The following is a 17,881-nucleotide window of genomic DNA, read 5'->3' on the forward strand; positions in this document are numbered from 1 at the left end:
ACTGCGGGCAGTCTTACGGATACTAATCACATAACGGAAGTATGTCAAGACAGTTCGCAGCCTTCTTGCGCCTATACCTGAAATGTCGAATCTTACGACGTTGGTTCCCAGAGCTCGATCGCGTTTCCTTCGGGGTCGTGAATGCGGGCGAAGCGGCCTATCCCCTCCATCTCGCTCTCGTGACTGACCTCGATATCCGCAGCCTTCAGTTGTGCGACCATCCCGTCCAGGTCAGCTACTCGGAAGTTCAGCATGAAACTCTTGTCGGCTGCGAAATAGTCCGTGCCGGCATCGAAGGGCGAGAAGACCGTGACCCCGGACTCGGTCACCCAGGGCTCCATCTCCATGTTCATCGGAGCAGGATTGATGCCAAGGTGGTCCTGATACCATTTCGCGAGCCCTTCCGGGTCCTTTGCCCGAAAGAAGAACCCGCCGAATCCCTGAACACTTTCCATGCTGCACCTTTCCCTGCGAAGGAGTTGTTGGCGGCCGTTTTGCCCTCGACCGGAGGGAGTCCACGAACAGGCCCTGCGCGCCCGCAATCCACAAGAGGCTGTCCGACACCCTGGCGGGCGAGAATTGCGTTAAGGGATCCTGCTATGTCCACGAGCACGGCGGCTTGGCCGGAGCAACATTCGCTGTAATTCCCGGAAACGAGGCTCCGTTACTTCAAACTGAAACACTACCCGCAAACCCGCGGGGCGAATCTTCGCAAGAGGGCTGTTTGAGAATGGACCTCAGTAGCCGTAGGCCTTTTCGAGATGTGCCGAGCTAGTTGGGTACAGTCAGAATCTCCCAGCTGTGGCCGTTGGCGTCCTTCCAGTAGAGCCCTCGGCCGCCGCGGCGGTGGTTGATCTGCATGTCGCCCTGCGACCCCGGCAGGCTGCCGTACACGACGCCCTCCGCCTGGATGCGCCCGAAGATGTCGTCAAACTCCTCCTCGGTCACCTGGAACGCGTAATGGTGCGACTCGAAGTTCTCCCGGTTGTCGAAGTCCAGCGTGAATCGCTCGTCCACGCGCACCGGAGCGAAGTGCCCCATGGCGCCCTCATACTTCAGGCCGAGGATGTGCGCGATGTGCTTTGCCGACGCCTCCTTGTCGTGCGCCGGGACGATGGTGTGGTTGAGAGAAATGGCCATTGCTTCCCTCCTGCCTGTGCTGTTGCCGTTTCGAGTAAAGGTATGCCTGCAGATTTGGGGTGTCAAGCGCGCGCGAGGGCGTGACGCGCGGCTGTTCAGCAGGCTACCATTGCCGGGTAGACCGGCAATCCTCCAACAGAGGCCAGCATGAGCGGACTCGACTACTTCTCGACCGTGGGCGGAACGCCCCTGGTGGAGCTGGCACACTCCAGCCCCAGGCCCGGCGTGCGCCTCTTCGCCAAGCTGGAGGGCAACAACCCCAGCGGCAGCGTCAAGGATCGCGTGGCCCTGCGCATCATCCAGGCCGCCGAGGAGAGCGGCGCCCTCTCGCCGGGACAGACCATCGTTGAGGCCAGCACCGGCAACATGGCCCTCGCCCTCGCCGCCTGCGCCAAGCACCGCGGCTACACAATGTGCGCCATCGTCCCGCCCCAGGTCGCCCCCGGCATCCCGGAGCTGCTGGAGCTGTTCGGCGTCGAGATCCTCTGGGTCGAGCCCCGCTCCGGCATGCTCGGCCCCATCGAGGAGGCGCAGCGTTTGGCGCAGGAGAACGGCTGGTGGTTCGCGCAGCAGTTCGCCAGCCCAACGAACCTCCAGGCCCACTATGAGGGCACGGGTCCGGAGATCCTCTCCGCGCTGCCGCAGGTCGACGCCTTCGTGGCCGGCATCGGCACCGGCGGCACGGTCACCGGCGCGGGCCGCCGCCTGAAGGAGCGCAACCCCGCGACCGTCGTAGTCGGCGTCGAGCCCCACTTCGGCGAGCGGCTGCAGGGCCTCCGCAGTCTGGAGGAGGGCTACATTCCGCCCCTGCTCGACATGTCCCTCCTCGACCGCCGCTTCATGGTCGACAGCGCCTCCGCCTTCGAGGCCGTCCGCCGCTTGGTGGAGGTTGAGGGCATCTTCGCGGGCATCTCCTCCGGCGCGGTCTTCCATGCGGCTCGCCGCGTCGCAGCCGACGTGGAGTCCGGCAACGTCGTCATGGTCTTCGCCGACCATGGCTGGAAGTACCTCAACGCCTTCCCGTGGATGCCCGCGCCCGAGCGCCCCCAGGGTGCCCCCGACGACGTTGCGTGGTGGTAGCCGCGCCATACCGTTCGCCCTGTGGGAAATCGAAAGGGGAACGGTATGGTCTAAAGCACAAAAGTGAGAACGGAGCACCCGGTGGCAATCAGCATGAGCTTGGCCGAGCTTGTTGACCTCATCAACGTGCTCGCGGAGCGCGCCCCGCTGACCATGGTCGCCTTCGACGGCCCAAGCGGCTCCGGCAAGTCCACCCTCACCCTGAATCTGCAGAAGTTGCTGCCTGGCAGCCAGGTCGTTGACATCGAGTTCTTCTACAGCGACGTTGGCGTAGACCCGCCCGACGGCCTCTCGCCGGAGGAGTGCTACGAGCAGCACGTAGACTGGCGAGCGCTCGACGAGCAAGTCCTCCGCCCCCTCCGCCGGGGCGAGACGGGCAGCTACCAGCTCTACGATTGGATAGCGGAGCAGAAGGGCGACTGGGTAAGCGTCACGCCTGAGGGGATCGTGCTGATAAACGGCCTCTACGCCATGCGCCCTGAGCTCATGGACGTCTACGACCTCACCGTCTACGTGGACACGCCCCCCACTGAGCGCACAGCCCGGCTCGCCACGCGTCCCGACAATCCCGTCTGGGTCGAGCGCTGGGCCATCGGCTTCGACTGGTACATCGACCACATGCGCGTCGAGGAGCGCGCGGACATCGTCATCTCCGGCGTTCTGTGATCCTTAGCCTCTTCCCCTGCGAGCGGAGGAAGAGCCTGCCCCGTACTCGATACGGGGTTGGGATGGGGGAGCCTGCGTATGCTATCCTTTTCCCGCGCAAGCCCGGAAATCCTGCCCCTTGGAGGCTGCATGTACACCGTCGACCTCAGCGGGAAGAACGCCCTCGTATTCGGCGTCGCCAACCAGCGGAGCATCGCATGGGCGATTGCCCAGGCGCTCCACGGCGCCGGCGCCACCGTCGCCCTTGCCTACCAGAACGAGCGCCTCCGCGAGCCCGTCCAGGCCCTCGCCGCCGAGATCGGCGACGCCCCGCTCTTCCAGTGCGACATGTCGGTCGACGAGGACGTCGTCAACCTCTACAAGCAGGTCGGCGAGTCGATGGGTTCGCTGTCCATCCTCGTCCACAGCATCGCCTTCGCCAACCGCGACGACCTTGGCGGAGACTTCTCCAAGACTGACCGCGAGGGCTTTCGTCTGGCGCTGGACGTCAGCGCCTACTCCATCATCCCCATGGTCCGCCACGCGGCCCCGCTGATGACGGAAGGCGCCACGGTGGTCGCGATGACGTTCCTGGCAGCCGAGAAGGTCTTTCCGGGCTACAACGTGATGGGCGTCGCCAAGGCGGCATTGGAGAATTCAGTGAGGCAGCTCGCAGCCGAGTACGGCCCCGCGGGAATCCGCGTGAACGCCATCTCAGCGGGGCCGCTGGACACACTCTCGTCGAGGGTCATCTCCGGCTACCGCGACATGAAGCGCATCCACGCCGAGCGCGCTTCCATGGGGCGCAACATAACGCACGAAGACGTCGGCGGCACGGCCCTCTACCTGTGCAGCAACCTCTCCTCCGGCGTCACCGGCGAGGTTATTCACGTAGATGCTGGCTACAGCATCATGGGCATCTAGCCGAGTCCGTTCGCCCTGAGGGAAGTCGAAGGGCGTACCGAGTATGCCAACGCCCCCGCTACCGGAACCCCGCGAAGTCGTTCGGCATCGACACCTCGATCAGGTGGAAGCCCCGCGACTTGATCGCTCCGTCCAGCGTCGTCTCCAGCTCGGCCAGCGTGTCCACCCGCGTCGCCGCAAGCCCGTAGGACTCGGCCAGCCGCACGAAGTCGGGGTTCACCAGGTCGGACGCCATGTAACGCTCGCTGAAGAGCGTTCGCTGCTGACCCCTGAGCACGCCCCACGAGTTGTTGTTCCACACGATGGCCGTCAGAGGGATGTCGTACTGCGCCGCCGTGCCAAGCTCCTGCAGGTTGAGCTGGAACCCGCCGTCGCCGCTGAACAGCACCACCGGCACGTCCGGCCGCCCGACGGCCGCGCCCAGCGACGCCGGGAACCCGAAGCCGATGTCCGCCCACCCGTGCGGCCCCATGTACGTGCGCGGCTCGTACACCGGGAACGCCTGCACCGCCGAGTATGCCGGCAGCGTCGCGTCTGCCACGACGATGGCGTCGCGCGGTATGACCCGCCGCACGGCGTCGAGCGTCCGCTGCTGGTTCGGCTCGCTTGCCCCGAACGCCTCGCGCACCTGCCGCCGCAGCTCGGCGGCCTCCTCGCTGCTGTCGCCGCCCGCCGAGTCTGGCAGCGCCGCCGTGAACTGCTGCAGCACGAGCGCCGCATCGCCCTGCACGCCCGCCGTCACCGGGTAGTTCTTCCCCAGCTCGGTCGCGTCAATGTCGATCTGCACGATGGTCTCCGGCAGCTTTATGCCCACCATCTTCGTCATGTGGTACGGCATCCGGCTGCCCACGATGACCACGGCGTCGGCTTCCGGCAGCGCCTTCTGGATCGGGTTGGGTCCGTACGGTCCGCGCCCTCCCCACGTCACGCCCGCGTACAGCGGGTGGTCCGCCGGAAACGCGCCCTTGCCGCCGTACGTCGTCACCACCACCGCCCCCAGCCGCTCGGCGAGCGCCCTGAGCTGCGCCGTCGCCTCCGCCGAGATGACGCCGCCGCCCGCCCAGATGACGATGCGCTTGCACCCTGCCAGCGTCTGCGCGGCCTTCTCGACCGCCGCCGGGTCGCCCGCGCTCTTGGCCTGCTCCTGCCGCCCCAGCACCTCCACGTCCGCATCGGAGTGGAGGATGTCCGTGGGCACCTCGATCTCGATGGGCCCCGGCCGCTCCGTTTGGAAGCGGTTGAACGCGTCCAGCATCGTCTGCGAGATCTCCTGGTGCGTCCGCGGCATCGCCTGCCACCGCGTCACCGACTCGAACATCTGCTGCTGCTTGAACGGCTCGTGCAGGAAGCCGAGCCCCTTGTCCACCAGCGCCAGATCGACGTTGCTCGTGACCTGCAGCACCGGCGACGACGCCGACCACGCCTCGCCCAGCGCACCCAGCGTGTTCGCCGCGCCGGGGCCCGTGCTCGTGAAGCATACCCCCGGCTTCCCCGTAGCCCGCGCATAGCCGTCCGCCTCGTACGCCGCAGCCTGCTCGTGCCGGGCGCTGATGAAGCGGAACTTGTCCTGAAGGTCGTACAGCGCGTCATACACGGACATCATGTGCACGGAAATGATGCCGAAGGCCGTGTCCACGCCCTGCGCCATCAGGGAATCGATGACTGCTTTGCCTCCGCTCATGCGGGCCACAGATCACCTCCAGTGGTTCGAAATGGTGCTTGTTCCAATTACCGCAGCTCCTCGGGCAGCAGTTCCGACGGCCGCTCCAGCAGCCGCTTCAGCTCACCGAGGAACCGGGCCGCGGTGACGCCGTCCTCCACCCGGTGGTCGACTGAGATGGTGAGGTTCATCATCTGCCCCACGACAATCTCGTCGCCCCGCACGACGGGCTCCTTACGGATGGCCCCCACCGCGAGGATCGCAGCGTTGGGTGGGTGCACCACCGCTTGGAAGGTGTGCACGCCCAGGCTGCCGAGGTTGCTGATGGCGAACGTCGCGCTCGTCAGCTCCTCCGGCCGCAGCGCGTTCTCTTTTGCGCGCCGCACCAGATCGCGGCCCGCCGTTGACAGCTCGATGATGCTCTTGTCCTGGCACTCCAGCAGCGCCGGGACCATGATCCCCTCTTGGTCCATGTCCACCACAACGCCGATGTTGATTGAGGGGTGGAACAGCAGCGAGTCGCCCGCAAAGCTCGCGTTCAGCGTGGGGTACTTCTGCAGCGCCAACGCGCACGCTTTGACCACCATGTCGTTGACGCTGAGGCGCACGTTCTGCGATTGCAGCTTGGGGTTGACCTCGCTTCGCAGGGCCAGCGCCGGGTCAGCCGACACCTCGATGGCCATGTAGAAGTGCGGGATCTCGCTCTTGCTGTGCGACGTTAGCCGCGCAATCGCCAACCGCATCCGGCTCAGGGGCACTGTCTCGGCGGCCGTCGTTGGCTCCGTCGCCTCCGACAGCAGTTGCTCGGCATACGCTGCGACATCGGCCTCCGTGATCCGCCCGCCCGGCCCCGAGCCCGTCACGTGCGCCAGGTCGATGCCGCGCTCCGCCGCCAGCTTCCGCGCAATCGGCGAGGCCCGCACGCCGGCCGGCGCCGCCGAGGGAGCGGTGGGTGTGGAAGGCGCAGGCGCCGTTGCCCGTTCCGGTTGCGCCGGTGCCGCCTGCGCTGTTGCCGCCGCACTTGCCAGCGCCTCCGAGACGTCCTCGCCCGGCTGTCCGATGATTGCGAGCAGTTGCCCGACTGGAACGGTGTCGCCCTCCGCGGCAACCTGCTTGAGGAGCGTGCCGGTCGCCCCGGACGGCATCGGCACAATCGCCTTGTCCGTCTCGATCTCGGCAATGTCATCGCCGAGGTTCACGTGTTCGCCCTCGGCCTTCAGCCACTTGACGACAATGGCCTCTTGCGTGTCATAGCCCATGCGGGGCATGAGGACGGTGATGGCCACTTCGCGCTCCTTGTGGGGAAGTCAACTTGCTTATGGGCGCCACGATTCTACCACAGCGTTGCCGCCCGAACCCTGGAGGCGACAATGTTCCCTCCCCCTCGGGGGAGGGTTAGGGTGGGGGAGCCCCCTACCCGTGCAGCGCCTCGCCGACCGCCGCCAGCGCCGCCTCCTTGACCACCTCCGAGAGACTCGGGTGTGCGTGCACCATCTCCCCGAGCTCCCGCGCCGTCCCTTCCAGCAGTCGAGTCATCGAGAGCTCGCCCAGCAGCTCCGTTACTTCCGGCCCGACAAGGTGCGCGCCCAAGATGCGCTCCGAGCCCTCTTCCACGACCACCTTTGCAAAACCCTCGTAGTCTGCTGCCCCCAGCGCCTTGCCGTTGGGCCGGAACGGGAATTTCCCCACGCGTACAGCCAGCCCCGCGTCCCGCGCCGCCTCCTCCGTCATCCCGAAGCTCGCCACCTGCGGCTGGCAGTACACGGCCCGCGGCATCAAGCCATGGTCCAGCGGTGTCGGGTTCAGCCCCGCCAGCCGCTCCACGACGTACACGCCCTGCGCCGACGCCACGTGTGCCAGCGCCAGCTTCCCGTTGACGTCCCCCACGGCGTAGACGCCCTCGGCCGTCGTCTGCAGGTGCTCGTCGACGGTAATGAGCCCCCGCTCCGTCGAGATGCCCGCTTCCTCCAGCCCCAGCCCCTCAACGTTGCCCTGAATGCCCACCGCCACCACAACGCGGTCCGTGAGCACCTCTTCCTCGCCCTCGTCGTCGACTGTGAACACCGTCAGGACGGCCTTGTCGCTCTCGCGACGGTGGCTCACCAGGTGCGTGCCGGGCCTGCAATTGATGCCCTGCCTCTTGAAGACCCGCTCCACCTCCGCGCTCACCTCCGCGTCCTCCAGCGGCAGCAGCCGCGGCAGCGCCTCGATGATGGTGGTGTCGACGCCATAGGCGTTGTACACGAATGCCAGCTCGCACCCGATCGCCCCGCCGCCGACGAAGACCGCCGAAGCGGGCATGGCCCTCGCCTCCAGCGCCTCACGGCTCGTCATCACCAGTTCGCCGTCGACGTCCAGCCCCGGCAGCGACCGTGGCCGCGCCCCAGTCGCGATGATGATGGTCGATGCCTCCAGCAGCTCCTCCGAGCCCTCGACTGCCACCGTGTGCGCGTCCCGCAGGCGCGCATGCCCGTTGACCACGTCAACCCCGTTCTTGCGGAAGAGGTAGTTGACGCCCCTTGTCATCCGGTCCACCACCCCGCGGCTCCGGTCGACGGCCGCGCCGAAGTCCACCTGCATCCCCTCGATGTTGACCCCCCAGAAGTTCGCATTCTTGAAGAGGCTGACCACCTCGGCGTTGCGGATGAGCGCCTTGCTCGGAATGCACCCCCAGTTGAGGCACGTCCCGCCGACGCTGTCGCGCTCCACCACGGCAACCTTCATGCCCAGCTGTGCCGCACGCAGCGCCGCCACGTAGCCGCCGGGCCCCGCGCCGATGATGACAACGTCGTATGTGGCCATCCCGTCCTCCATGTCTGCCAAAGCTCCTTCTCCCTCTGGGGGAAGGTTGGGATGGGGGGCGCTACGCCGAGCCCTCCGCCGCTTCCTCGCGCCGCGCCTTTGGCCGCGCGAACCGCGCCAGCCGCAGGCCGACCTCGTAGAGCACGAGGAAAGGCAGCGCGACCAGCGTCTGGTTCAGCGGGTCGAACGTGGGCGTGATCATCGCGCCCAGCAGGAACGCCACCACGATGATGAGCCGCCGGGCCCGCGCCATTGCGTCCGGACTGACGATGCCCGCCTTTGCCGCGGTGAACATGATGAGCGGCGTCTCAAAGACCACCCCCATCCAGAATACCAGTGTGATGAGCAGGTTGACGTAGTTGCTGATGCGGATCATCGGCACTGCAACGTCCGCGCCGTAGGTCAGCAGGAACTTCAGCATCGGCGGGATGAGCACGAAGTACGCGAACGCCGCCCCCGCCGCGAAGCACAGCAGCGCCGCCGGCGTCATCGAAATCAGGTACGTCTTCTCCCGCCTCGTAAGCCCCGGCGACACGAATGCCACGACTTGGTACGTGAGCACCGGCAGCGCGATGACCAGCCCGCCCAGCAGCGCCACCTTCACGGTCACGCCCAGCAGCTCCGTGACCTCCGTGTAGATCGGCCCGCCCGTGTCCGAGAGATACCCCTCGCCCGGGCGCAGCAGTGCCTGCACAAGCGGCTCGAAGAACACGACGCTGACCACCGCGCCGACGATGACCGCCATCACCACCACAAACAGCCGCCAGCGCAGCTCCTCCAGGTGTTTCCGCAGCGGTCGGGGTTCGGCGGCCACGGCTACGCCCCGTCACCGGCGTCGGTTGAGCGCCGTCGTCGCGGCCGCGCGACGCCCGGACTCTCGTCGCCCTCGTCCTTGCCGCCCGCCTCCGGCTCCTCGAGCAGGTCGTCCAGCGTCCGAGGGATGCTCGCGAACGTCTGCCGCAGGTCGGCCACCACCTTCGCCACGTCCCGCGCCGAGGTCATCATGCGCTCAGGCCCCAGCACCAGAAACGCGACCAGCAGCACCACGAACAGCTCCATCGGCCCGACGCCCATCACGTTCATGGCCCCGGCTCCTTGTCGCCGCCCGAATTTCCCCGAGTCTGTTGAAGGGAGCCGGGCAGCGGCCACCCCCGCTCCGGAATGGACGCGCACCCCGAGCATGCGCCGGGCGCACCCCATTCCCCGCCCTGCGCCGTCTCGACGCCGCAATCCAGCAGTATCGAGCGCACCCGGCACAGCGGCAGCCCGATGACGTTCGTCCAACACCCATCGATGGCTGCAGCAGGGTGGAAAGCCGCGTCCTGCGCCGCGTACGCCCCCGCCTTGTCCATCGGGTTGCCGGAGGCGATGTACGCTGCCATCTCCTCGTCCGAGTACTCCCGCATCGTGACCCGAGTCGCATCGAACGCCGTCGTGCTCTCGCCCGTCGCCGCGTCCACGATGGCCACGCCCGTGATGACGGTGTGCGTCCTCCCCCGCAGCGCCCGCAGCGTCGCCGCCGCCTGGGCCGCGTCCGCCGGCTTGCCGTACACGACGCCGTCCAGCGCCACGACCGTGTCCGCACCCAGTGCCAGCCCTGACGTTCGCTCCGCCGCGACGGCCTGCGCCTTCCGCAGCGCCAGCGATTCCGCAATCCGCTCCGGCGTGTCCTCACCCTCCCCCGGCGTTTCGTCCACCCCGGACACCGCCACGTCGTAGTCCAGTCCCAGCAGTTGCAGCAGCTCCCGCCGCCGCGGTGACGCCGATGCCAGCGTCAGCGATGTGGCCTCACCGCTCCCACGTAGGCCAATCCGTTCACCCTGAGGTTCTCGAAGGGTCTCTCGAACGGATTGGCCGGTGCCCGCCGACCTATCGCCCTCCCGTGAAAGCACTGCAATCGCCTCGATGTGGTGCGTGTGCGGGAACAGGTCCACCGGCTGCACCATCTCGACGCGATACCCGCCCTCCACCAGCACGGCCAGGTCCCGCGCCAGCGCGTCCGGCTCGCACGAGACATACGCACCCCGGCGCGGCCCCAGCCGCACGACAGCGTCCAGCGCCCGCCGGTCGCACCCGGCCCGCGGCGGGTCGAGGATGAGCGCGTCCGGCGCCTCCGCCAGCGTCCCCAGCACGTCCTCCGTCTTCCCCAGCCGGAACTCCACGGTCGGCGAGTCCTCCGCGTTCACCCGCGCGTCCTTCACCGCGGCGGACGACTCCTCGATGGCGATGACCCGCCGGCATCGGTCAGCCAGCAGCCGCGCAAACACCCCTACGCCCGCGTACGCGTCGATGAGCATGTCCGTTGGCCGCAGCCGGAGCTGCTCTCCGACGAACTCCACCATCGCCTCCGCCGTCGGCGTGTTCACTTGGAAGAACGACGGCGACGCCACGCGGAACCGCTGCCCGTGCATCGCCTCCGTGTAGTGCTTCTGTCCGCTCTCCAGTTCGATGCCCTGACCCACCAGTCGCGGCTGCACCAGGTACTCACCCGTGTTCACGCCGTAGCGCACCGAGAGCTGCGTCGTCTCCGCGCACCGTTCCTGCAGCTTGCCCAGCGCCTCGTTGATCCACGGGTGCATCAGGTCGCACCGGTCGACGCGCAGGAACCGCCGCGTGGTGTGGTTGACGTAACCCAGCGTCCCGCCCGGCCCGATGGTGAACCGGGCATGGTTCCGGTACCCGGACGTCGACCGGCTCGGCATCGTCGGCAGCACGTCGATGTCCGCGAGCCCCGGCGCCCCACGCAGTGTCGCCTCCACACGCTCGCGCTTGATCTCAAGCTGCTGCTCGTACGAGATATGCCGCCATTGGCACCCCGTGCACGGCCAGAAGTACGCGCAGTCCGACTCGACTCGGTGCGGCGATGCCTCCAGCACCTCCACCACCCGCGCCGCGACGTGGTCGCGACGTATTCGCACCGCCTCGGCCACGACGCGCTCGGCCGGAATGCCGCCGAACACCGTCGCTGGCTCGCCGTCCCACACGGCCGTGCATTCGCCGGTGGGAGTCAGCTCGCCGAGGGTGATCTCGATGCGGTCACCGGGCGCGGGGCCCGCGTGCGCGGCGCGTGGCGTTGCTTCAGTCATGGTAATTTCTACTATAGGTGCTGCCCCTACCCCTGCCAAGGCGCACAGCTTGACACCCCCTACGAAATCCGCCTACAATGCGGTGTTCAAGCAAACGAAGTGAGGCAACCATTGTCTGAAGTCCACCAGATGGAAGGCGAGACCTTCGAGAGCATGCTCCGCCGCTTCAACAAGCGCGTTCAGCAGGACGGCGTCCTGTCCGAGGCGCGCCGGCGGGCCCACTTTGAGCCCCCCAGTGTGACGCGGAAGAAGAAGGAAGCCGCCAAGCGCCGCAAGAGCCGCAAGAACTCGTAGCCCCGCCATGACGCTCCAGGACCGACTGTCTGAGGACCTGCGGGAGGCCATGCGCTCCGGCGATACTCTGCGCCGCGACGTCGTTCGCATGGCGCGCAACGCCATCGCTTACGCCGAGAAGGCCAAGGGCGCCCCGCTCGACGACGCCGAAGCCCTCACCGCCCTCCAGCAGCAGGCACGCCAGCGCCGCGACTCCATCGAGGCCTACCGCGCCGCCGGCCGCGAGGACCGCATGGCGCAGGAGTCGTCGGAGTTGGCCGTGCTGGAGCACTATCTCCCCCAGATGATGGAGCGTGAAGAGGTCGAGGCGGTCGCCCGCGCAGTCATCGAGCAGCTCGGAGCGTCCGGCCCCGGCGACAAGGGCAAGGTGATGGGCCGCCTCATGTCGGAGCTCAAGGGCAAGGCCGACGGCGGCCTCGTAAACGCAACAGTCACGGAGTTGCTCCAAGCCTAGCAGTGGAGGCGAGCAATCTGAGGGAACCGGCCCCAACCACATGAACGGTTGGGGTCTTTTGTACTCCGCCCCCATCCCCTCATACCGGCGAATACCGGTATCCAGAAGGGCGGTGGCGGCGGGTCCCTCTTCCCTCATGATGGTGGAAGGTTGGGATGGAGGTGAACCCCCGCCCCCATCCCCTCATACCGGCGAATGCCGGTATCCAGAAGGGCGGTGGCGGCGGGTCCCTCTTCCCTCATGATGGTGGAAGGTTGGGATGGAGGTGAACCCCCGCCCCCATCCCTCATACCGGCGAATGCCGGTATCCAGAGGCCTGTGGTACCGTAGTGGCGACCCTCGTGGTCGCCCGCTCGCCCCCTCCCGTCATTCCTGCGAAGGCAGGAATCCAGAGGGGCTGGGTGGGGCCGAGGCCCAAACACCCATGGTTATTTCAAGGAAACAACCGCCCGGCTAATCTCGGCAAAGGAACGGAGGATGCATGCGGTTCGGCGTGGTGGTCTTCCCCGGCACATGGAGCGACCGTGACTTCGGTGTCGCCCTGAAGGAGTCGCTGGAGCAGGACGTCCGCTTCGTCTGGCACCGGGAGCGCGACCTCACCGGCTACGACTGCGTCGTCCTCCCCGGCGGCTTCGCGTATGGCGACTACCTCCGAACCGGCGCCATCGCCAGCCTCTCGCCCGTCATGGAGTCCGTCGTCACCTACGCCGAGCGCGGCGGTCTCGTCCTTGGAAGCTGCAATGGTTTCCAGATCCTCTGCGAGGCCGGCATGCTCCCCGGCGCCCTTCTCCGCAACGACCACCTCGAGTTTCGGAACGAGTGGACACACCTGCGCGTCGAGAACGCCGACACGCCCTTCACCCGCGCCTGCGCCGTCGGCGACGCCCTCTGCATGCCCGTCTCCCACGGCGAGGGCCGCTACTTCGCCGACCCCAAGGACCTCGTCGACCTCGAGCTCAACGGCCAGGTCGTCTTCCGCTACGCCGACGCCAACGGCGTGCCCACCGCCGAGTCCAACCCCAACGGCTCCTTCAACAACATCGCCGGCATCATCAACAAGCGCGGCAACGTCCTCGGCATGATGCCGCACCCGGAGCGCGCCTCCTCCGCGCTCCTCGGCGGCGCCGACGGCCTCCGCATCTTCCACTCCATCCTCGGCGAGCGTACCTTCGCATGACGGGCATCCTCTTTGCCCTGGGAGCCTCTACGGTCTGGGGCATGGCGAATGTGTGGATCCGCCTGGCGTTGCGGGACATGCGGCCGACCACCAGCGCCGTCTTTTCGCTCTTTGCGGGACTCCTGCTGCTCATACCGCTGTCACTTGTGCTGCACTGGAGCGACCTGACCGCGATGACCGTTGGCGCCATCGTCGCCGTCTTCTTCTACGGCATGTCGAATTTCCTGTTGGGCAGGTTCCTCAACTACTCCAGCATCAGCCGCATCGGCCTCAGCCGCTCAGTCCCCATCGTATCGGCGTCGCCGGTCCCCGCATTGCTGCTGGCCATCCTCCTTCTTGGTGAAGAGGTCAACCTGCTGCTCATCGTCGGGGCGATGGTCGTCTTGTCCGGCGTGCTGCTGATTGTGACGGAACGGCGATGAGGCCGCCCCAACAGACCCCCGAAGCACGCCCGTCTGGGCTCACCAGATCGCACGTCATCGGGTACGCGCTGGCCGGAGCGGCGTGCCTCGCCTATGGCGCCAGCCTCATCCTGGCGAAGCAGGTGGTGGAGGACACGCCGCCCCTCTTGGGTGCCACGTTGGGGATGAGCTTCGGCCTCGTGGTGTTGGCGGTCATCTCCGCGCCCGACGTCCGCCGCGACAAGGGGACGCGGCAACGAGCATGGGTGTGGGCCGCATTGGGCGGCTTGGCCGCGGGCGGTGGCATCACCCTCATGTTCCTCGCCGTTTCAAACGCTCCCGTTGTCGTGGTCGCGCCCATCCTCGCAATGAACCCCCTGACCGCCATCCTCTTCTCCCAGATCTTCATCCGGGGCATGGAGCGCCTCACCCCGCGAGTGCTCATCGGCGCCGTGCTGGTGGTTACCGGCGTCATCATCATCAGCCTTGGCCAGAACATCTAGGCCCACCGCTCGCCCCGAGCCTGCCGAGGGGCGGAATCGGGCCATTCCTGAAGCAGCTACCCCGCCCCGGCCCATCCCGTTACGCTATAATGGACCTGTCACAACGGCGCGCTTTGGACGCAACGGGCATGCCGCGCCGCAGGGGGGAAGAATGTCCATGAACCCGCGCTGGACCTACAGAAGGGACGGCGGCCTGCAGGTCCGCATGTACTTCACCATGTTCATGCTGGCCGCCCTCTACCTCTTCTTCGTCACCGTCATGTTCGGCCTCGGCATGCCCATCGAGTTTGTCATAATCATCGCGGCCGTCATGCTCGGCATCCAGTATTTCGCCTCGGACAAGCTTGTCCTGCGCGCCATGAACGCCAAAGTCGTCACGCCAGAGGAGGAACCCCAGCTCCACGCCATGATCGACCGCCTCGTCGAGCGCGCCGGCATGCAGAAGCCCAAGGTCGCCGTCGCCATGACGAACATCCCCAACGCCTTCGCGACGGGCCGCAACCAGGCCAACGCCCTCGTCTGCGTCACCCAGGGCATCAGGGATAGGCTCGACGACGACGAGCTCGAGGGCGTGCTGGGCCACGAGCTCATGCACATCAAGAACAACGACGTCCGCGTCATGACCATGGCGAGCTTCTTTGCGACGGTCGCCGCCATGCTGATGAACATGCTCATGTGGATGAGCCTCTTCGGCGGCATGGGCCGCCATCGCGCGGGCGGAGGCAACTTTGCCGCTGCCCTCATGATCGCCTACCTCGTCTCCATCCTCGTCTACTTCATTGCGACCCTGCTCATCCTTGCCCTCTCCCGCTACCGCGAGTACGCCGCCGACCATGGTGGGGCGCATCTCACCGGCGCGCCCTCCAAGCTCGCCTCCGCGCTGCAGAAGATTTCCGGCGTCATCTCGCGCATCCCCACTGATGACCTCCGCAAGGTGGAGACCGCCAACGCCTTCTTTATCGTGTCCGCCCTCAAGGGCGAGTCCCTCGCCGGCCTCTTTGCCTCCCACCCGCCAATGGACAAGCGCGTCGCCCGCCTCCATCAGCTCGCTGAAGACTTGGAGGGCCGGCGCTGATGCCCCTCTTCGGCAAGGGTAAGGGCAACTCCGGCCAGCCGTCCGGCGGCGACGCCATCCTCGCCATCGCCGTCTCCGAGCCGACGCTCTCGACGTTGCAGATGTACAGCGCCGGCCGCGCGGGTCTCACCTACAAGCCCGCCGGCGGCGAGGCGTTCGAGGAGCTCGAGCAGGAGGTGCGCGGCCTGTTGCACTCCGGGCAGCAGACGACCGGCACGCGCTACGCAGTCGAGACGGACGAGTACGGCTACCGATGGGTCCTGGTCGCTGATGAGCAGTTCGAGAACATGGCGATGGGCCTCTACGTCATCGGCCAGAGCTTCATCGAGCGTGGGGGCAGCGATATGCTGCTGGCGGCCGTCTTCCCCTTTACCTATCAGGGGCAGGAGGTCCACTGGATCTTCACGTTCAAGCGCGGGACCTTCTACCCCTTCGCCCCCATCCCGGAGACCCAGCGCCGCAACAATGAGCTCGAAATGGAACTGGCCGCCAAAGTCGCAGAGCACCTCCCCGTGGAGAAGCGGCTGGAGCAGTGGTTTGCCCTGTGGGGAGCGCCCTTTGACGCAATCTAGGACATCGCCCGTCCGTTGCGCCGCCAGCTACGGCCCGATATACTTGATGTGAGCCTATGGATAACGCATTGCAGCCCGCATACCCGGTGGAACAACCCCAGGAGGAGCGCCGCTCCGTGCTGCGCCGCCATGGCCGTCTCATCATCGGCGGCACGCTGTTCCTTGGGGCGCTCGTCTACTTCGCCTGGCTCGCCTTCCAGGGCTCCACGGTCTACTACCTCACCGTAGACGAGATCCGCACGCAGGGCGCAGCCGCCTACGGTGTCCAGAACCGCGTCTCCGGCAAGCTCGTGCCCGAAAGCTTCGAGCGCGAGCCCCAGGGCACCCTCGCCAGCTTCGCCCTCGCCGACGAGGGCGGCAGCCACACCCTGCCTACCCAGTACAACGGCGTCGTGCCCGACCTCTTCTTTAACGAGCACTCGGAGATCATCGCGGAGGGCAGCTACGGCCCCGACGGCGTCTTCCATGCCGACCAGGTCATCGTGAAGTGCCCCTCCAAGTACGCATCCCAGGCCGAGGCGGAGACCCAGCCTGACTACTCCCGGTTGGAGATCGAGTCCAGCTAGCGGCCGTGACCGCCTCGCCGCTGTCGCCGGCCGGGCTGCCGGCAACAATCCTGAACATTCGCGCCTGTTTTTCGTGAGCCGTGAATTGTAACATCACTGTAACATCCAGTATTTGACAGATTTCGTCGCGACTTCGTACGATGGTTGTACTACTTTGCAATAGAGGTAATGTCGCATGGATGAACTGGACCGCAAGATCATCCAGATCCTTCAGGAGAACGGCCGGGCCAGCAACGCCCGCATCGCCCGTGATGTCGGCGTGAGTGAGGGCACCGTCCGCAGGCGCCTCCAGTCGCTGCTCCAGGAGGGCATCATCAAGGTCGTCGCTCTGCCCGACCCCGAGGTCCTCGGGTACAACACTGAGGCGCTGGTTGGCATCCAGGTTGACCCGGACAAGATCGACGAGGTCGCCCGCCAGCTTGCGGCGCTGCGGGAGAGCTCCTGGGTCTCCGTCACCACCGGCTCATTCGACATCTTCTGCTGGGTGACCCTCCCCTCTTCCGAGGATCTCGGCAACTTCCTCAAGTCGGAGGTCGGCACCATCTCAGGCGTGCGGCGCACAGAGACCTTCGTCAACTTGACGGTCCTCAAGCGCAACTACGGAATCAGTCTCTAGTCGCCCTACTCCCGTTTACGAAATGCGTGTGGTACAATCGCCGATGTTTCGGCGCATGAGTGCGTCTTCAATACATTCCCAAATAGAGGAGGCTCGCCCGCGATGACTCACGTTATTGTCACTCCGTGCATCGGGTTGAAGGAAGGCAGTTGCATCGACGTCTGCCCCGTGGACTGCATTTACACCACGGACGATGACGACCAGATGTTCATCGCCCCGGACGAGTGCATAGACTGCGGCGCCTGTGTCCCCGCCTGCCCGGTCAACGCCATCTTCCTCGAGGACCGCATTCCCGCCGACCAGAAGGAGTTCCTCGAGCTCAACGCCGCCTACTTTGAGGGCAAGGACATGGCCTTCCTCAAGCAGGCCACCAAGACGGCGAAGAGGAACATCGGAGGGTAGGCGAGGCGCATTCGCGCTGTGCTATACTCGATATGCGCATTGGCGGCTGAGGCGTAGCCGCTCGGCGCCCAATTGACAGAGAGCCGAAAGGGGGATTCCCAACTCATGACCTACATCATCGTTTCACCGTGTGTCGGCGTGAAGGACGGCGCCTGCATTGATGTCTGCCCGGTCGACTGCATCTACACCACCGCAGACGACAATCAGATGTACATCGCCCCCGACGAGTGCATCGACTGCGCGGCCTGCGAGCCCGTCTGCCCCGTCACCGCCATCTTCGCCGAGGACCAGGTCCCCGCGGAAGAGGAGTCCTTCATCCAGATCAACTATGACTACTTTGAGGGCAAGGACATGGACGCCCTCAGGGTCGCCACCCAGGAAGCCCCACGCAACATCGGCGAGGGTTAGACCCCCGGCGCATCCCTCCGAACATGAGAAGCCCCGCCTGATTAAGGGCGGGGCTTCTGTCGTGCTTGGTCTTTGA

22 protein-coding genes are annotated in these 17,881 nt (G+C 66.3%); 14 read left to right on the top strand and 8 right to left on the bottom strand.

Annotation, left to right across the window (positions count from 1 at the left end):
• Nucleotides 1-92 precede the first annotated feature (92 nt).
• A complete protein-coding gene (locus tag OXC99_05645) occupies nt 93-455 on the bottom strand; it encodes a VOC family protein (GenBank protein ID MCY4624463.1) in 363 nt (120 codons plus the stop codon).
• Nucleotides 456-771: 316 nt separating this feature from the next.
• Complete coding sequence (locus tag OXC99_05650; protein MCY4624464.1) at nt 772-1,140, bottom strand: VOC family protein; 369 nt, start codon at nt 1,138-1,140, stop codon at nt 772-774.
• A gap of 147 nt (nt 1,141-1,287) precedes the next feature.
• Here OXC99_05650 and OXC99_05655 point away from each other — a divergent pair, with 147 nt between their 5' ends.
• The 3 genes from OXC99_05655 (at nt 1,288) to OXC99_05665 (ending at nt 3,789) form a co-directional block, all read left to right on the top strand.
• Nucleotides 1,288-2,220 carry a cysteine synthase family protein gene (locus tag OXC99_05655; GenBank protein ID MCY4624465.1) on the top strand — a complete coding sequence of 311 codons (933 nt, stop codon included), beginning with the start codon at nt 1,288-1,290 and terminating at the stop codon, nt 2,218-2,220.
• A gap of 81 nt (nt 2,221-2,301) precedes the next feature.
• Complete coding sequence (locus tag OXC99_05660) at nt 2,302-2,886, top strand: hypothetical protein (GenBank protein MCY4624466.1); 585 nt, start codon at nt 2,302-2,304, stop codon at nt 2,884-2,886.
• Between the two features lie 129 nt (nt 2,887-3,015).
• A complete protein-coding gene (locus OXC99_05665) occupies nt 3,016-3,789 on the top strand; it encodes an enoyl-ACP reductase (GenBank protein ID MCY4624467.1) in 774 nt (257 codons plus the stop codon).
• A 58-nt stretch (nt 3,790-3,847) separates the two neighbouring features.
• On the opposite strand, the gene OXC99_05670 is transcribed toward OXC99_05665, so the two are convergent.
• From OXC99_05670 to OXC99_05695, 6 genes are all read right to left on the bottom strand, one after another.
• The gene (locus OXC99_05670) at nt 3,848-5,470 is read right to left on the bottom strand and encodes a thiamine pyrophosphate-binding protein (protein ID MCY4624468.1); all 1,623 of its coding nucleotides are present in this window, start codon (nt 5,468-5,470) and stop codon (nt 3,848-3,850) included.
• A gap of 47 nt (nt 5,471-5,517) precedes the next feature.
• Nucleotides 5,518-6,735 carry a dihydrolipoamide acetyltransferase family protein gene (locus OXC99_05675; protein MCY4624469.1) on the bottom strand — a complete coding sequence of 406 codons (1,218 nt, stop codon included), beginning with the start codon at nt 6,733-6,735 and terminating at the stop codon, nt 5,518-5,520.
• A 127-nt stretch (nt 6,736-6,862) separates the two neighbouring features.
• Nucleotides 6,863-8,251, bottom strand: a complete 1,389-nt coding sequence (gene lpdA / locus OXC99_05680) for a dihydrolipoyl dehydrogenase (GenBank protein ID MCY4624470.1) — start codon at nt 8,249-8,251, stop codon at nt 6,863-6,865.
• Nucleotides 8,252-8,312: 61 nt separating this feature from the next.
• A complete protein-coding gene (gene tatC / locus OXC99_05685; GenBank protein ID MCY4624471.1) occupies nt 8,313-9,065 on the bottom strand; it encodes a twin-arginine translocase subunit TatC in 753 nt (250 codons plus the stop codon).
• A 2-nt stretch (nt 9,066-9,067) separates the two neighbouring features.
• A complete protein-coding gene (locus OXC99_05690) occupies nt 9,068-9,334 on the bottom strand; it encodes a hypothetical protein (GenBank protein MCY4624472.1) in 267 nt (88 codons plus the stop codon).
• The gene (locus OXC99_05695) at nt 9,331-11,337 is read right to left on the bottom strand and encodes a Maf family nucleotide pyrophosphatase (GenBank protein MCY4624473.1); all 2,007 of its coding nucleotides are present in this window, start codon (nt 11,335-11,337) and stop codon (nt 9,331-9,333) included. Before OXC99_05695 ends, OXC99_05690 begins: the two co-directional genes overlap by 4 nt.
• A gap of 129 nt (nt 11,338-11,466) precedes the next feature.
• Here OXC99_05695 and rpsU point away from each other — a divergent pair, with 129 nt between their 5' ends.
• The 11 genes from rpsU to OXC99_05750 all read left to right on the top strand — a co-directional run bounded on the left by rpsU (nt 11,467) and on the right by OXC99_05750 (nt 17,805).
• Nucleotides 11,467-11,631, top strand: a complete 165-nt coding sequence (rpsU, locus tag OXC99_05700) for a 30S ribosomal protein S21 (protein MCY4624474.1) — start codon at nt 11,467-11,469, stop codon at nt 11,629-11,631.
• 7 nt (nt 11,632-11,638) lie between these two features.
• Entirely contained in the window at nt 11,639-12,085 is a 447-nt protein-coding gene (locus tag OXC99_05705) for a GatB/YqeY domain-containing protein (protein MCY4624475.1), read from the top strand.
• Between the two features lie 481 nt (nt 12,086-12,566).
• Nucleotides 12,567-13,262 carry a phosphoribosylformylglycinamidine synthase subunit PurQ gene (purQ, locus tag OXC99_05710; protein MCY4624476.1) on the top strand — a complete coding sequence of 232 codons (696 nt, stop codon included), beginning with the start codon at nt 12,567-12,569 and terminating at the stop codon, nt 13,260-13,262.
• The gene (locus OXC99_05715) at nt 13,259-13,684 is read left to right on the top strand and encodes a DMT family transporter (protein MCY4624477.1); all 426 of its coding nucleotides are present in this window, start codon (nt 13,259-13,261) and stop codon (nt 13,682-13,684) included. The genes purQ and OXC99_05715 overlap by 4 nt, the downstream gene beginning before the upstream one ends.
• Complete coding sequence (locus OXC99_05720) at nt 13,681-14,166, top strand: DMT family transporter (GenBank protein MCY4624478.1); 486 nt, start codon at nt 13,681-13,683, stop codon at nt 14,164-14,166. Before OXC99_05715 ends, OXC99_05720 begins: the two co-directional genes overlap by 4 nt.
• 157 nt (nt 14,167-14,323) lie before the next feature.
• On the top strand, nt 14,324-15,241 hold the full coding sequence (gene htpX / locus OXC99_05725) for a zinc metalloprotease HtpX (protein ID MCY4624479.1): 918 nt from the start codon (nt 14,324-14,326) through the stop codon (nt 15,239-15,241).
• Nucleotides 15,241-15,813 (top strand): hypothetical protein, encoded by a 573-nt coding sequence (locus OXC99_05730; protein ID MCY4624480.1) that lies wholly within the window; start codon nt 15,241-15,243, stop codon nt 15,811-15,813. Before htpX ends, OXC99_05730 begins: the two co-directional genes overlap by 1 nt.
• Before the next feature lie 56 nt (nt 15,814-15,869).
• Entirely contained in the window at nt 15,870-16,379 is a 510-nt protein-coding gene (locus OXC99_05735; protein ID MCY4624481.1) for a cytochrome c maturation protein CcmE, read from the top strand.
• Nucleotides 16,380-16,554: 175 nt separating this feature from the next.
• On the top strand, nt 16,555-16,995 hold the full coding sequence (locus OXC99_05740) for an Lrp/AsnC family transcriptional regulator (protein MCY4624482.1): 441 nt from the start codon (nt 16,555-16,557) through the stop codon (nt 16,993-16,995).
• 102 nt (nt 16,996-17,097) lie between these two features.
• Nucleotides 17,098-17,397, top strand: a complete 300-nt coding sequence (locus OXC99_05745) for a ferredoxin family protein (protein MCY4624483.1) — start codon at nt 17,098-17,100, stop codon at nt 17,395-17,397.
• A gap of 105 nt (nt 17,398-17,502) precedes the next feature.
• Nucleotides 17,503-17,805: a ferredoxin family protein gene (locus OXC99_05750; GenBank protein ID MCY4624484.1), complete on the top strand. Its 303-nt coding sequence runs from the start codon at nt 17,503-17,505 to the stop codon at nt 17,803-17,805.
• Nucleotides 17,806-17,881 lie beyond the last annotated feature (76 nt).

It is taken from the genome of Chloroflexota bacterium (assembly GCA_026713825.1).
In the GTDB taxonomy this organism is placed as follows: domain Bacteria; phylum Chloroflexota; class Dehalococcoidia; order Lucifugimonadales; family UBA1127; genus UBA1127.